The sequence below is a fragment of the Paenibacillus radicis (ex Xue et al. 2023) genome, from assembly GCF_024722015.1.
Classification (GTDB): Bacteria; Bacillota; Bacilli; order Paenibacillales; family NBRC-103111; genus Paenibacillus_S.
Genome location: NZ_JANQBD010000001.1, coordinates 426,489 through 442,606, shown reverse-complemented (window position 1 = coordinate 442,606; position 16,118 = coordinate 426,489). Strand labels below are relative to the sequence as shown.

Sequence of the window (16,118 nt, the reverse complement as noted above, 5' to 3'; positions counted from 1 at the left end):
GCAGCCTTTGAACATCGCTTCTCGCCCCATCACTTAAGCGACATCCAAAAAGCGGCCGAACTCATTTTTGGATTTTCAAACCCCCACTCTGAGGGGATTTTCCCTACAAAAAAGACGCTTCCATTTCCGCTTACATAGTGGTTTTGGAGGCGTATTTGTTCATAATTTGGGGCTGATTCATTCACTGATACCCTTTTGGGACAGCCTCTTTATTCTATAATATCAGACTTGATAAGTTTTCAGCGGAGCTGAAGAAGTCTGATATTGCAAGAAAAGCTACAATTTAGACACGAATGTATCTTCCACGAAATGGCTTCGATCAGATGCTTTTTTTATAGGCTTAATAAGTTCATTTCCATTAATATCCAACAATTGATAGGCTTTGCTGATCATGTTCTGGTCCTGGCCATAGAGATGGATGGACTTATCGTTTATACCACTAGCCGTTGTGACATGATTCATCTGTTGAACCATGAACTCTGAATTGCATAAGAGAACAACTTTATTACTGTAGGTAGTTAACCCTTGCTGAAATATTACGGCTCTTTCTGCTACTTCTAGAGAGTAGACAGCAGGCTCTCCATCCGCAGTCTTCATTTCACGATGATCCACAAACACGTTTAATTGACCTTGACCAAAGGCTGAACAAATCCCCAGTAATGTAGATGCCATGTAATCCACATTTTCTCCGGTAAGTAATCCATACACTTGAAAGGACAAAATCTTTTTTTCGGAATCAATCTCATATTTGAAGCGCTCTAGAAAAGGCAGTGCAAAGTCCTTTTTTTGATAAGCAGGGCTTGTTGAAAAGCGTTCACCTGAAAATAAATATTCTATCGAAACATTCAAAGCTTCAGCAATTCGCTGGATATTGACCAAACTTACATTTCGTTGCCCTTGTTCTACCCCACTTATGTATGTGCGATCCAACTCTGACCGATGAGCTAGCAGCTCCTGCGACATGCCGCTTCGCGATCTCAGCTCTTTGACCCTCGTACCAAATTCTGACCTTATGTCCCACACCTGTGCATCTCCTCCAAACATATACAGTTTAAACGATTTATTGTCGAAAGGGTAGGTCTAAAGTTGTGGAATATGTCATTTTAGTGCGAATGTGACGTAAAGTCGACAGACATTTGGTAAGTCTTTGCTTATTATGAATATCAAAAGTAAACGACCTGAAACAGACTAATGAATTAGTCATAATGTTCATAGGTTAAGGGGGATTCGGTTGAAAAAGGCCATAATCATACTATTAAGCAGTGTAATAGTATCAGCTTCGGGATGTTCTGCAGGCGCTCCCAAACAAGTTGAGAACAGGAGTATGCAGGCAGACCAAACTGTGATTTTCAAGGATCAAGCTCTGGATACCATAATTAGAGAAGAGCTTAAACGCCCAACAGGAGAAGTACGTAAGAAGGACGTGGAAACACTCACAGAATTGAGGGCATCTCAGAAAAATATTGTAGAATTAACAGGGCTAGAAAATTTAACTAATTTGAAAAAAATTGTTTTAAACGATAATCCATTAAAAGATATTAATCCGCTAAGAGAATTAACTAATTTAGAGGAGCTTTATTTAACCCGATTTGCCTTAATGGATGCCAAGAACAGGAATGAATTTAGCGATCTAACCCCTTTAGCCAAGTTAAGCCGTTTGTCGGTACTTGAGATCAATAGCAGCATCAAGGATTTAACTCCGTTAAAAGAATTAATAAATTTGAAGAAGCTTTCATTATTTTGGAACGAAATAAGCAATATCTCTGCCCTGCAGGGATTAACCCAGTTAACGGAGCTTAACCTATCGGGGAATAAAATAAACGATATCAACGCTTTAAGAGGCTTAACTAATTTAACTTCGCTTGATTTATATAATAATGAAATAAGCGATATTAGTACGTTGAAAGGCTTAACTCAGCTAAAAATACTCAGGTTATCAAGTAACAAAATTAATGATGTCAGTGCTTTGCAGAGCTTGACGAATTTAACCAAACTTGAGCTAACAGATAACAAGATTCGTTCATCGGACTTAGAAGCTCTTAAGAAAGCATTGCCGAACTGTACCATTGTTTCATCCAGCCAAAATCCGGCACCAGCGCCAGCTTCTCCAGCAGCACCACCGTTATCAGATAAAAAGGAGACTTCATCCAAAACCACACCCAATAAGTGGGAGTCAGTGTTCAATCCGGTGATGGTGAGTCTGGATGCCAAATACTTTAACAATTACGTGGATGAAATTTATGGCGAGATTAAAAATTATACGAAAAAAGATTGGAACTATGTGGAAATAACGCTTAACCTCTATGATGAAAATAATAAGCAGGTGGGAAAAGCCTACTCCAAGGTAGCTGGGAAGATTAGCCCCAATCAGGTTATCAAATTTAAGTCGGAGGGCGGAGGATTAAGCTATCTGAAAGCCAAAAAATATGAATTAGCTTCCGTATCGCCGATGTGAATTAATCATTATTGAAAATGAAGACCGGTTTTGCAGACGATAGGTTGTTATTCGATTATCACAAAATTATTTTAAAAGGAGTTATGCTATATGTTGAAATTAAATCGGGATAAGCTTAAAGGATTTGTAATGGGGGCTTGCATATTTGCCCTGCTGGCATCGGTAGGTACTGCTTTTGCAGATGGAAAGCTTACGAATATTAATGTAGTGCAAGGCGGACTCAAGCTATTTGTTGATGGTAAATTAATTAAACCTACCGATAGTGATGGCAAAATCGTTGAACCGTTTATTTATGATGGCACGACCTATCTTCCTCTGCGAGCATTGTCGAATGCCCTAACGAATAATCAGAAGGAAGTGAAATGGGATGGCGACACTTCATCGATCTATGTGGGACAAGCGCCTGTAGCGGCTCAAACGGATATTAAAGAAGTGAAGACCTACAACGATAAGGATAGTTATGTTTTTAAAGAAGAGCGTGCAGCTTTTAATATACTTGACAAAAAAATTACACCGTTCAATCGCTTTAGCAGCTATGAGAGCTTCACTTATATGCTTCATTCCAATTATAGTCAAATAAACGGCCAGCTTGTAGTTCCTTATACCAATCTTGGAAATACTAATGCAGGCGGAATTAGCTTCTACAATGTGGACAAGAAAGGAAACAAAACGCTTATTAAATCGTTTAAAACCGTTGCAGGGAATGACCCGGTTCAGGTGAGTGTGGACGTTCGCGGGGTTGAGATTCTGGAAATTCAAACTTACAATAAAAACGCTAACGCGAATAGTATAGAAACGGATGGAGCTTTCTACAATGTGACGCTTGCAGGAATTGAATAGAGTTTGTTCGTAATGCGGCTCTCGGTTGAGGGTCGCTTTTATTATGTCCGTCTATTGATTCATGGATTGACATATAATAATCGGGTTGATATGATCGGCATAAGATATCTGATATATCACGACTGGCTTTTACTAGTGATATGCGGTAGTAATATACTTTTTGAGGAGAGAAATTCAATGCAATACCGTGTAGATATAAGCTCCAAAGCACTATCAATCCGGGATATGGTTTATGAAACTTTAAAAGAAGCCATTTTATCCGGCACTATTGCCCAGGGCTCGCATTTGAAGGAGCGGGATATCGCTCAAAGCTTCAGTGTCAGCACTACGCCTGTAAAAGAGGCTTTACGCCGTCTGGATCAGGAAGGCCTTGTTATAACTAAACCTAGAATCGGGACATTTGTGTCGAATAAAATTATGAGCTCTATTGAGGAAATCAGTTGGGCAAGATCTGCGCTGGAAGGGGTAGCTGCGAGGCTTGCTGCTATTAAAATTTCCGATCAGGAAATTACAGAGCTGGAAGAGCATATGGAGAAGATAAAGAAGGCTACCCAGGAGGATAATGGGGCTCTTTTGTATGAATTGAATGAGGCTTACCACAATAAGATATTGGATATCGCCCAGAACGACTATATTGTTCAGCAAATCAACGCGGTTAGAGCCTTTGACCGGGCTGTTCGCAAGCAGGCATTGTCTGATTCACAAGAGCTGGAACGGGCTTACAAGGAGCATTATTTGGTATTTGAAAAAATTATGCAGCGGGACCCGGATGGTGCGGAGGAAGCTATGCGCAATCATATTCGCAGAACGGCTTCTTTTGTAATGGAGAAGCAATAAATAAAAGTATGTTAACTTATATTTGAAAATTTTACCCTTGCCTATATTTATGCTTGATTCAGCCATATTAGGTAATTCAAGCAACACAGTAATTGGAAGCGAAACTGTGTATTGACGGCAAAGGTTTCTTATGGCAATATCTGATATATCAGATATTATATTTCTTAAACTTTAGTCAGGAAAAGGATGTGTCTAGTAATGGCCTTTCAGGCAGGAGAAACAACTTTAAACTATATCAATGGGGAATGGACGTCTTCCGTAACCGGAGAAGTGGATTCCAGTATAAATCCTTCTAACAAATCGGAGGTCGTAGGCTATATTCAACGTTCCTCTAGAGTTGATCTGGATCATGCAGCTGCCGCTGCGAAGCAAGCTTCGACAGCATGGCGCAAGCTGTCCGGCGCAGCCAGAGGCGAATATTTGTACAAAATCGCTAATGCATTGGAAAAGCGTCTGGATGAGGTTGCCGAGACGATGACCCGCGAGATGGGCAAGACGTTCCCGGAAGCGAAGGGTGAAACGGCTCGTGGTATTGCCATTCTCAGGTATTATGCAGGCGAGGGGATGCGCAAAGTCGGGGATGTTATCCCATCAACCGACAGCGAAGCCTTGATGTTTACGACACGTGTACCGTTAGGGGTTGTCGGCGTCATTACACCTTGGAATTTCCCAGTTGCCATTCCCATTTGGAAAATCGCACCGGCGCTAATATATGGAAACACAGTTATTCTTAAGCCGGCCAGCGAGACAGCGGTAACAGCAGCTAAACTCATGGAATGCTTCCATGAGGCGAATTTGCCAGCAGGTGTAATCAACATGGTTGTAGGCAGTGGCAGTGAAATCGGCCAAGGCATCATTGAGCATAAGAGCATCAACGGAATTACATTCACTGGTTCCAATGCGACAGGCAAGCGCATCGCCATGGGCGCCATTGCTCGTGGGGCCAAGTATCAGTTGGAAATGGGCGGCAAAAATCCAGTCATCGTAGCAGCAGACGCCGATCTCGACTTGGCCGTTGAAGCTACGATAAGCGGCGGCTTGCGTTCCACAGGACAGAAATGTACGGCAACAAGCCGAGTGATTGTACAAAGCGCCGTTTACGAAACATTCAAACAGAAGCTGGTAGAGCGAGTTAAGCAATTAAAGGTTGGAGATGGCATGGACCCGCAAACATGGTTGGGACCATGCGCCAGCGAAAGCCAGCAGCAAACGGTGCTTTCCTATGTGGAGAAGGGAATTAGTGAAGGAGCTACACTTCTGTTCGGGGGAAAAGTGCCTGACGGCACAGGAGAGGGTTTCTATGTAGAGCCTGCTGTGTTCGATAATGTGAAGCCGGATATGACCATTGCCAAAGAGGAGATTTTCGGTCCGGTGCTGGCTCTGATCAAGGTCGATACTTTTGAAGAAGCCTTACAGACAGCGAACGATAGTGAGTTCGGCTTAAGCGCATCTATCTTCACAAAAAATATTGGAAACATGCTCGCATTCGTTAATGATATGGAAGCGGGGCTCGTGAGAGTCAATGCGGAAAGCGCAGGGGTTGAGCTGCAAGCTCCATTCGGCGGTATGAAGCAATCCAGCTCCCACTCTCGTGAGCAGGGACAGGCGGCGATTGAGTTTTTTACATCGATCAAAACCGTATTTGTAAAGCAGTAGCATAACATCACGGACTGAGAGATTTAGGATTCATCTATTATAATACCCCGAGAGGCGGCGAACATATTGTACAGCAACGTTATTGAAAAAATTAAGGGGATCAACGCAATCAACGTAACCCCTTTTGACTCCAGCTTGGAAATTGATTGGCCTGCGCTGAATGATAACATTAATTTTTTGCTGAACAGAGGGCTTGAAGCTATATACCCTTGCGGCAACACAGGCGAGTTTTATGCACTTACCATAGATGAGGCGAAGGAGGTTACCCGTGTAGTTACGAGCCTTGTAGCTAAACGGAGCCTGGTAATTGCAGGTGTCGGCTATGATGTGAAAACAGCCTGCGACTTAGCACAAAATGCGGAAGCATGTGGTGCAGACGGACTTATGGTGCACCAACCGATTCATCCTTATCTGCTTGCTGACGGGCTTATCCAATATTATAAACAAATTGCTGCTTCCACGAAGCTGCCGATTATTCTCTATGTGCGCAGTGAGCAAATTTCACTTGAAGTGCTTCAGGAAACGGCCAAGCTGCCTAATGTTATCGGCGTGAAATATGCAGTAAACCATCTGCCTTCCTTCACCAAAGCTGTACAGGGAGTTAAGGAAGATCTCGTATGGATTTGCGGCACAGCAGAAATGTGGGCGCCTTACTTTTTCGCAGCAGGAGCTGTCGGATTCACATCTGGATTGGTCAATGTAGAAACCATTCGTCCGTTCAAAATGCTGGATGCTTTGCGGGAAGGCAATTATGCAGAGGCGATGTCGATCTGGGAGGAAGTTGCACCGTTTGAAGATCTGAGAGCCAAATATAATACAGGTAACAATGTAACTGTCGTGAAGGAAGCGATGTTTCAGCTCGGATTATTGCCTTCCAAAGCCGTCAGACCGCCAATTAGCCTCTTGAACGAGAATGAAGTGAAGCAAGTAACTAACTTGTTGAAGGACTGGGGATTGTATTAGGTTTTATTTGACTGACCGTATCATATAGAGACTTAAAAGGAGCGACATTAAACATGAAAATATCAGACCTGAAATTAACTGTAGTGGGCATTCCAAGACATACTGGCTTCGTTAGCAAGCATGTTATCGTTGAAATTATGACCGATGAAGGCGTTACTGGAATCGGAGAAATGTCCGACTTTTCCCACCTTCCGCAATACTCGCTGGATGTTAACGACCTGACAACGGTATTAAAAACAATCCTGGTCGGCAAAAATCCATTCGATATATCGTTGATCAACAAAGAGCTGCTGAGCAATTTTCCGGAAATGATGTTCTACTATGAAAAAGGCAATTTCGTACGCAATGGTGTAGATGCCGCCCTTCATGACCTTGCAGGAAAGCTGCTGAATACTTCAGTTGCTGATTTTATCGGAGGCCGGGTGAAGGACAAAATCAAGGTATGTTACCCTATCTTCAGGCACCGGTTTATGGAGGAAGTCGAGGAGAACCTTGAGGTTGTTCGCACACGCTTCAAGCAGGGCTTTGACACTTTCCGGTTGTACGTAGGTAAAAATTTGGATGCGGACGAAGCTTTCCTAGATGGAGTCAAAAGTGAATTCGGCTCCAAAGTTATCATTAAATCGCTGGATTTCAGCCATTTGCTGGACTGGAAGCAAGCATGGCAAGCGACTAAGCGTTTGTCCAAATACGATTTCCAGCTCATCGAGAGCCCAGCGGCGCAAAATGATTTTGAAGGTCTTCACCATTTCCGTTTGAAAGTGGATCATCCGATCAGCGAGCATGTATGGAGCTTCCGTCAGCAATATGAAATGATCCGTCATGACTCGGTCGATATTTTTAACATTTCACCAATCTTTATTGGAGGCCTTACTGCTGCGCGGAAGGCTGCTGCTGCTGCTGAAGTGTCAGGCAAGGGCTGCTTGCTTGGAACCACACAAGAACTGTCCATTGGTACGGCTGCGATGGCTCATTTGGGAGCATCGCTTGTTAATCTGAATTTCACCTCCGATCCAACCGGCCCTGAGCTGTACGTCAGCGACATTGTGAAAAATCCGGTGAAATACGAGGACGGATATTTGCTCGTACCGGGACGCGACAAGCCAGGCTTCGGGATGGAGCTGGATTGGGATTTGATTGAGAAATATAGAGTGCCTGATTTGAGCTGGGGCAGTATTTCCGTACATCAGCTGCAGGATCGCACAGCACAAACCAAAGCGTAAACTCTACTTGAGCGAGCAACAAAACCAGACCGGATTTCCTGAATTAGGGGAGTCCGGTTTTTTGCTGCAATTTTATTAAGGGACTCTTGACAAGCTTAGGCAAAGTACATACATTGAGTGTAAACGATTCCAATCGAAACAATTTATAATTTTCTAATGGAAGGGATGAAGGTAATTGAATAAGGTTTACATAACCCGCAAGCTTCCCGAAGCCGCTTTGGCAATAATCAAGCAGCAGTGTGAGGTAACTATTTGGGATAAAGAGGATACGCCCGTACCGAGGGAAGTGCTTCAGGAGCAGCTTAAAAATGCCGATGGGTTGCTATGCCTCTTAACGGAGCGGATTGATGAACAGCTGCTTGAGGCGGCGCCTAATCTGAAGGTCATCAGTAATATGGCTGTGGGCTATAACAATATTGATGTGGAGGCTGCAACAAAGCGGAGCATTGCAGTTACTAATACACCAGGGGTGTTGACAGAAACGACGGCAGATTTAACCTTTGCCTTGCTGCTCGCCACCTCCCGAAGATTAATTGAAGCCTCCAATTATTTAAGAGACGGTCAATGGAAAACGTGGTCACCGATGCAGTTAACGGGGCAGGATATCTTTGGAGCAACTTTAGGGATCATCGGTATGGGCAGAATCGGCGAGTCTGTCGCCAAGAGGGCGAAGGGGTTTGACATGAAGCTCCTTTACTATAACCGTTCCAGAAAGCTTGAAGCTGAACAAGCCTATGACATGACCTATGCCGATATGGACACTTTACTGAGCCAATCTGATTTCATTGTTGTGTTAACACCGTATTCACCTGACACAGTTAATTTGATCGACCGCGAGCAATTTGCACGAATGAAAAATACCTCAGTCCTTATTAATACGGCCCGCGGGGGTATTGTGAATGAAGACGCCTTGTACGATGCTTTAACAGGAGGTCAGATTTGGGCGGCAGGCTTGGACGTATTTGAAACGGAGCCTTTGGATCCAAATCATCGGCTGCTCACGCTGCCTAATGTTGTAGCAATGCCGCATATCGGCAGCGCAAGCATTAAGACACGAACCCAAATGGCGATACTTGCTGCAGAAAATCTGGTTCGTGGCGTCTCAGGTGAAAGACCCGTACATCTAGTCAATCCTGAAATCAATATCTATTAAATTATGGATTTGTTATCTGCATCGACTAATAAAACCTTACCCTTACTGGCAGGGGCTTCAGCCGCGATCACAGCTTGCTTTACTTGAGCAAGCTCGTACCGCTCACTTATGCGTGATAAGCGAAGACGATTTTGTTGAATCAAATCTATCAGCAGCCCGAACGTATCATGCCATGTGTGAACGGAAGCATCACGGACCCAGTTTCTCAGCCAAAACAACTGAACGGCAGTTTTGCTTGCTCGTGAAACTTCACCCCAATGAACAGGCTGGCCTGATAGAAGTCCAATGCTGATGACCGTTCCCTGAGTGCAGGTACAATAGGCCAGCTGCTCGCCATCAGCACCTCCCACGCTGTCTATGGCAGCCGCTGCACCCCGGCCTTCCGTAATGCTAAGGACAGCTTCGCGGATTGAAGGCGTGTTTGCATCCGATGTATCAATAACATGTGATGCGCCAAGCGACAGCAGCTCTTGGGTATGCCTTGAACTGCGTGTTATAGCGATTAACCGATAGCCGAGAATGGCGGATAGCTGTGCAAATATACGTCCGATTGACGAACCGCAAGCATTAACTGCCACAAAATCTCCTGGCTGCAGCCGCAAGGCTTCTGTTAGAATAACCCATGCTGTTAGCGGGTTTATATATAATTGGCATGCTATATCATCGTCCAAATCATTCGGAACCGGAATGACCAGCTCAGATGAGGCAACAACTCGCTCCTGCCAAGTCCCCTCGCTTCGCAGCGGCAATACACGTTTTCCCAGAAGTGAAGGATCAACCGAAGGGCCGATTGCTTCTACGATGCCGACTCCCTCATAGCCGGGTATGCAAGGCAGCGATATGCGGTGTGGGTAGGCGCCGCGAACAGGGATCAAATCCGACGGATTGATGGGCCGAGCTGTCATACGAACAAGCACTTCGCCTGCCCCCGGCTTCAGGACGCGTCTGTATATTAGCTGAAGCACATCAGCTGGATTTCCGAACTGATAGTACCGGATGGCGCCGTAAGTATGCATCAAGGACTGCCCCTTTGACTGGTTTGGATTTGACCCTTATAAAGAATCTATTGCTGATTATAACATATGTCTTAGGGTCAAGTTGCCTTGGTAATAGGTTAAGTGCAAGTCAAAAGCCGTCACAGTGTGACGGCTTTTCTTACGTGAACAGAAACTAAAATTGCTTCTATCTTGCATCGCGAACCTTGACAATTGCGCTTGTTTCTTGAGAGTTGGCGCAACCGGCCCTCCTCTTTGCTTTCTGAATAATATCACTGTGCTAGTTCGTGCTTAACAAGCTTAACGTGTCGTTAGAGGAGGCTGCTGCCCATAAGGATAAGCATATTTGAGCTCTTCATTAAAGGTGATATAATCCAGGTTTACCATGAGAAGCAGATAACGCATGCCTGTGGTAGGGTCACTGATAATGATGTGATCTCTTCCTGCCGCTTCGAGCCTGCCTTTGAATATTTTGGCATTCCACTCGCTGTTGTTTTCATACGTCATGTAGAGTGTTGCCATTTTTCCTAAATTGAGCCGCAAAATGTTCTCAATAAACGATTGCTCGATAGGCAGCATCGACGTTGGCGCAACCTGACCTGTGGGAGAAATAAATTGACCGCTTGCCGGTGGAGGAGACATTTGTCCGCCATACTGCATGCCTCCCTGTTGAGCTGGGTACCCTGGATAGCCCCCGTAGGCTCCCCCAGGTCTGTAAGGGTTGTTCATCATATTATCGAATTCCTCCTTAAGATAGTAAAAATACTTCTACATTAATTAGTATTATGAACGCTTGGACAATTAGCACTGGTTGGTGAATAAAAGCTTTGCTTTTTATTAGGGCTTGTATGATAGTTTTTTTGCAGTTCAGAGATTCCCAAAGGGTGGAATAATTACTACTGCTAGTCGGGAATATAAAATATTAACCCTTTCCGAAGTTTACTGATTATGCTACAAAAGGATAGGAAGAGGTGGGTTTATGTTTAGGTTGCAACGGTTCAAGCGGATCGCCGTTCAGCGGTTTCGTGATTTTAGCCTGGAATGGAAAGTATTTATGATGACCTCCGTCGTTATTGTGCTCGCGGTTTCACTAACCGGGGCATTTTCAATTTATCAGACATCCCGAATATTGGAGGGATACGCTTATAATGCTGCGGACCAAACGGTTGCACAATTAGGATCGAATATTAATAACGAGCTAAAAAGCATTGGAGACAAGCTGTATTTGATCAATTCCAGCGTGGAGCTCCGGCAGACGATTGAGTGGAGCCAGTTCAAATCAGATGAGACCTACTCCGTGATGTTCAATAAAATGTTTTCTTTATTCTCCAATGTCAGTTTGTCCTCCAGTACGATTCGCAGTATTTACTTGTATACGCCCAGAGGTGAGTTTTATCAAGGAATGCCCGGAGGCAAGCGGAATGTCTCGTTTAAGGAAACGCCTTATTACGAAGCGATTCGCAATTCACCTACCAACCGCTGGGTGTATTCCAAGCAGGATCCGCTTTTTGGCGGGGACGCAGAGGTCCTTAGTCTCGTAACCCGTCCTGCGGCGGATACCGATTATTTGAATCAGGATAACTATATGGTCATTACACTGACGGTTGAAACCTTTCAACATAATTTACAGAGCATACAACTTGTAAATGGAGGCTTTTCACTGGTCCTGGATGAAAAAGGGCAGCCGATTTTGGCATCTTCCCAGGAGCCGTGGACTCGGCAGTTGTTTCAACAGGCTTCAATTGCCGCCCAGGAATCCGAACGCTCCTCATTTGATTTGAATATCGACGGGCACACGTACCTGGTCAATCATAAGTCGATCCCGATTCCGGGCTGGAAGGCGATGGTGCTTCAACCGAAGGAACAACTGATGGATAAGGTCTCCTACATCAAATACTTTACGATACTGCTCACTGCGATTTTGCTTGCGGTTTCGTTTTTTTTGAATAAATATATCGCAAGAATGGTGACTAATCCCGTTCGTAAGCTGCAGAGGCTGATGGGTCAAGCGAAGCGGGGGAGGCTGGACGTGCGGTTTACCTCAAGCAACCGGGATGAGATCGGAGAGCTGGGCAGCCATTTTAACGAGATGCTGGATCAAATTCAGCTGCTGCTCAAGCAGGTTGTTGAAGAGAGCCAGGCGAAACGCAAGGCGGAAATGCGGGTGCTTCAGGCGCAAATAAATCCACATTTTCTTTACAACACACTCGATGAGATTTACTGGAAAGCACTTGAATTTCAAGATACTTCCGCAGCCGATATTATTTTGTCATTGTCGCGTTTTTTTAGGCTTAGCTTGAACCGCGGCGAGGAAGCAACGCCAATTTCCAAAGAAATGGAGCATGTGGAACAATACTTGAAGCTGGTCAATTATCAATATAAACGGCAGTTTTCATTTGAGATCCATACAGATGACAGAACCCGGACCTTCCTGGTACCCAAAATTATTTTACAGCCTCTTGCGGAAAATAGCGTTCTTCATGCCTTCAAAGCAAATGAATACAAGGATTTCCACATTAGGGCGATAAGCCGGTTGGAAGAACCTCATGTTATTGTGCTTGAGGTGGAGGATAACGGATGTGGTATGGAACCGGAGCTTGTAGCTCATTTTAACCGGCCGCTGACGGACGATAAAACAAGTGGAAGGCTGAATGGGGCTGAGAGAACGGGTGAAGGCTACGCCATTATGAATATTAAAGAACGTTTATGGTATTTTTTTGGGAGACATGCATCGTTTCATGTGGAGAGCGAGTTAGGCGCCGGCTCCCGTTTTGTAATACGCATACGAATGGATGGAAGTGGGGAATGAAACCATGAGAGTGTTGCTGGTTGATGATAAGGAAAGTGTAGTACAGGGGATACGCAAGCATATTTCTTGGGAGGAGCTCGGTATTACTCATGTAGATATCGCGCTGGACGGTAAAGAGGCGCTGGCTAAATTTGATGCAGAACCGGCGGATTTGGTCGTAACGGATATCAAGATGCCCAATATGAACGGGATTGAGCTGATGGAGCGGTTGAGACATGACTATGACCACGCGATTCGGTTTGTCGTGCTCAGCGGCTACGAGGAATTCGATTATGCGAAGCAGGCATTGGCGCTTGGGGCATCGGATTATGTGCTTAAGCCTGTGGATATTAAAGAACTGACTGTCATTTTGGAAAAGGTAGTTTTGGAGCTGAAGAAGGTCAAGGAGCAGGATGAACAAAAGCAGAGATTCCAACAAACGATCCGGCGAAGCTTACCCGCTTTGCGGCAGCAATATTTGAATGAAATGGTTCATTTCCGTGATCACAAACTGGTGCGATCCAAGGATAAATGGGAGTTTGCTGAAATTCCGTTGAGCTCCGATTACTTTGCCTTACTCGCTATAGCTATTGATGACTTCCAAACGATTTCCCAAAATTCCGTTGAGGAGGTCGAATTGAGCCGTTTTGTTGTGGAAAATATAATTGGAGACTGCCTGCCGGCTTGGGGGACAGGCATTACCTTTTATTCGGAATGGGGGATTCTGACCCTCCTCGTTAATTATGATTTGTCGATGTCATCCAAAGAAGTCAAAGATTCGTTGCTGAAATTTGCGGAGCATTGCCGATCCTCCATTGAGGTGTATTCCAACCATACGGTCACCATTGGAATCAGCTCGCCTTGCCCGGAGATCACGGGATTGCCGGATGCCTATAAAGAAGCTTGTGAAGCTATTGATCATATCTACTTTTTCGGAAATAACCAGGTGATGCATGTGGAGGATCTGCTGCCGTTTCGGATGAAACGCACAGGTTATCCGGTTGTTGAGGAGCAAGAGCTGTTTACACTCATACGCAGAGGGCAGGTTGAATCGGTGGCGGAGGGAGTAGCTGTTTTTTTTAACGCTTTGAAGGGTAGCGAAAGCACGCCGGCCGATTTCAGAATTTCTTGCATACAGCTGGTTACTATGCTGATACGTCTGCTGCTCGATGTGGGTGTGCAGGTCGAAGAGCGGAACAATGCTCCCGAGACTTGGTATCACACTTGCGAGCATGCCAATTTGACCGAGCTGCAGGAGCAGATGGCCGGATGGTTTTATGAAGCGACGCTGCAAGTCAAACAATACATGCAATTGGGCACTAAAAACATTGTAGGAGAAGCGAAGGCATTCATCCAGCAGCAATTGCTGCAGCAGGTGGGATTGTCTGAAGTAGCGGATCATGTTGGCGTTAGCCCGAACTATTTGAGCAGCTTGTTTAAACGCGAGACCGGTACGACTTTCGTAGAGTACATTACGGATTTGAAGCTGGAGAAGGCCAAGGTTTGGTTAGAGGACGCAGGCATACCGATTTATGAAATCGCGGAACGGCTTGGCTATCTGGATCGGAAGTACTTTCGTGAAATTTTCAAAAAAAAGCTTGGTATTACTCCCTCTGAGTATCGTGAGCAACGTCTTGGAATGAAATAACAATAGGGATCAGGAGTAATTATTCCCCCTCTGAAACGAAAAATGCCTCCCTATCCAATCAGCTTCATTCCGCTATACTTTAAAATATAAGTTTGGACACCAAAGGGAGGTTAACACAACATGAAAAATAAAAAAACGATTGCCAAGACGAGCTTGGCATTGGTATTGGCTTCATCCCTGCTTGCTGGCTGCGGTGCTGCATCGAATTCGGCTTCCTCAAACGGCGGGGCGAACGGACATCCCGTTAAACTGAAATATTGGACGAATGCACGTCATGATACGGATTTAATGAAAGAGAAAATCGACAAGTTCAATGAAACGCATAAAGGCAAGATTGAAGTTGAACAGCAGATCATGACGGATAACTATGAGCAAGCGCTGCAAACAGCGATTCAAGCTGATGAGGCACCGGATATTTTTAACGCAAAAATGAAGATCAAGTTCGAAGATTTAGTTAAGATGAAAGCGATTGAGCCGCTCGATGAATATTTGACACCTGATATCAAAACTCGTTTCGGGGAAAGCTTGCTCAAGGTTGATCGTCAGAATGCTATAGACGGCAAAACATACAGCCTTCCCAACTATGGAACCACTTGGCGCTTGATTTACAATAAAGATCTGTTTGCCAAAGCTGGAATAAGCGGACCGCCGAAGTCTGTAGCCGAGCTTGTGGACGATGCGAAAAAGATTACCGAAGCCGGCAAAGCTGATGGTGTATACGGATTTGCGTTGAATATGAAAACACCTTCGGCCGCTTTTGAAAGAGGTCTTCTGCCTATGGTTCGTTTGGATGGCAAAGACTATTACGACTGGAAGACCGGTAAATATGACTTTGAAGTATTGAAGCCATATGTTGAAGGAATTAAGAAAATCGTAGACAACAAAAGCATGCTACCGGGCTACGAATCTCTGGATATAGATCCGCTTCGCAACCAGTTTGCAGCAGGAAAGATTGGTATGTACTTCTCGCTTTCCGCAGAGCCAGGCGTATATGATTCCCAATTTCCTACCAAAATTGATTGGGGCGTAGCTCAGGTTCCTACATTGGACGGTGGAGCGCCTAAAGGTGCCAACTACATTAACGGCGGCGCATCTTGGTTGTACATGTCGGCAAAAAGCAAAAACAAAAAAGAAGCTTGGGAGTTCATGAACTACTTATATAGCGATGAATTGCTTGTCCCTTATTACGAGCAGGGTAAAGGTGTTAGCGTAGTGCCTAGCGTGATCAGTAAGGCGAAAGAGCCAACGCTCAAAAACTTCAAAGAGTTCGCACCTAAGGATGATATCATGTGGCCTGCTTATCCGGTTCATAAAGTGGAAGGCAAGCCATGGCAAAGTGTGATTTCCGAATCGCTTCTGGGCCTGACTCCGTTGGAAAAAGGTATTGAAGATTTGAACAAACGATACAATGACGCACTGAACAATGAAGAAAAAGCCGGCAACGTCAAACGTGTCGTTGATCCTAACTTCGATCCTCGCAGCCAGCTTAAAAAGTAATTTTGTAATAGACTTGAATTAAATTGAATGCACAGGGATGCAGGTTGTTCTCCTCTTTGGAAA

At 44.7% G+C, this 16,118-nt stretch carries 13 protein-coding genes; 10 read left to right on the top strand and 3 right to left on the bottom strand.

The window, feature by feature from the left end; genetic code table 11:
- Positions 1-276: 276 nt before the first annotated feature.
- Entirely contained in the window at positions 277-1,023 is a 747-nt protein-coding gene (locus NV381_RS01915; RefSeq protein WP_258211554.1) for a helix-turn-helix domain-containing protein, read from the bottom strand.
- Positions 1,024-1,231: 208 nt separating this feature from the next.
- Here NV381_RS01915 and NV381_RS01910 point away from each other — a divergent pair, with 208 nt between their 5' ends.
- From NV381_RS01910 to NV381_RS01880, 7 genes are all read left to right on the top strand, one after another.
- The gene (locus NV381_RS01910; RefSeq protein WP_258211553.1) at positions 1,232-2,455 is read left to right on the top strand and encodes a leucine-rich repeat domain-containing protein; all 1,224 of its coding nucleotides are present in this window, start codon (positions 1,232-1,234) and stop codon (positions 2,453-2,455) included.
- A 90-nt stretch (positions 2,456-2,545) separates the two neighbouring features.
- Positions 2,546-3,295, top strand: a complete 750-nt coding sequence (locus NV381_RS01905) for a copper amine oxidase N-terminal domain-containing protein (RefSeq protein ID WP_258211552.1) — start codon at positions 2,546-2,548, stop codon at positions 3,293-3,295.
- A gap of 177 nt (positions 3,296-3,472) precedes the next feature.
- Positions 3,473-4,132 carry a GntR family transcriptional regulator gene (locus NV381_RS01900; protein ID WP_258211551.1) on the top strand — a complete coding sequence of 220 codons (660 nt, stop codon included), beginning with the start codon at positions 3,473-3,475 and terminating at the stop codon, positions 4,130-4,132.
- Positions 4,133-4,330: 198 nt separating this feature from the next.
- Entirely contained in the window at positions 4,331-5,788 is a 1,458-nt protein-coding gene (gene gucD, locus NV381_RS01895; RefSeq protein ID WP_258211550.1) for an alpha-ketoglutaric semialdehyde dehydrogenase GucD, read from the top strand.
- Between the two features lie 66 nt (positions 5,789-5,854).
- Positions 5,855-6,751 (top strand): dihydrodipicolinate synthase family protein, encoded by an 897-nt coding sequence (locus NV381_RS01890; protein ID WP_258211549.1) that lies wholly within the window; start codon positions 5,855-5,857, stop codon positions 6,749-6,751.
- Positions 6,752-6,804: 53 nt separating this feature from the next.
- Positions 6,805-7,974 (top strand): mandelate racemase/muconate lactonizing enzyme family protein, encoded by a 1,170-nt coding sequence (locus tag NV381_RS01885; protein WP_258211548.1) that lies wholly within the window; start codon positions 6,805-6,807, stop codon positions 7,972-7,974.
- Between the two features lie 175 nt (positions 7,975-8,149).
- On the top strand, positions 8,150-9,127 hold the full coding sequence (locus NV381_RS01880; protein ID WP_258211547.1) for a 2-hydroxyacid dehydrogenase: 978 nt from the start codon (positions 8,150-8,152) through the stop codon (positions 9,125-9,127).
- On the opposite strand, the gene NV381_RS01875 is transcribed toward NV381_RS01880, so the two are convergent.
- A complete protein-coding gene (locus NV381_RS01875; protein ID WP_258211546.1) occupies positions 9,124-10,143 on the bottom strand; it encodes a zinc-dependent alcohol dehydrogenase family protein in 1,020 nt (339 codons plus the stop codon). The two genes, NV381_RS01880 and NV381_RS01875, sit on opposite strands and share 4 nt — an antisense overlap.
- A gap of 279 nt (positions 10,144-10,422) precedes the next feature.
- Positions 10,423-10,854: a spore coat protein GerQ gene (gene gerQ, locus NV381_RS01870; RefSeq protein ID WP_258211545.1), complete on the bottom strand. Its 432-nt coding sequence runs from the start codon at positions 10,852-10,854 to the stop codon at positions 10,423-10,425.
- Positions 10,855-11,101: 247 nt separating this feature from the next.
- Here gerQ and NV381_RS01865 point away from each other — a divergent pair, with 247 nt between their 5' ends.
- The 3 genes from NV381_RS01865 (at position 11,102) to NV381_RS01855 (ending at position 16,055) form a co-directional block, all read left to right on the top strand.
- Entirely contained in the window at positions 11,102-12,931 is a 1,830-nt protein-coding gene (locus NV381_RS01865; RefSeq protein ID WP_258211544.1) for a cache domain-containing sensor histidine kinase, read from the top strand.
- Between the two features lie 4 nt (positions 12,932-12,935).
- Entirely contained in the window at positions 12,936-14,558 is a 1,623-nt protein-coding gene (locus NV381_RS01860) for a response regulator (RefSeq protein ID WP_258211543.1), read from the top strand.
- 120 nt (positions 14,559-14,678) lie between these two features.
- The gene (locus NV381_RS01855) at positions 14,679-16,055 is read left to right on the top strand and encodes an ABC transporter substrate-binding protein (protein WP_258211542.1); all 1,377 of its coding nucleotides are present in this window, start codon (positions 14,679-14,681) and stop codon (positions 16,053-16,055) included.
- Positions 16,056-16,118 lie beyond the last annotated feature (63 nt).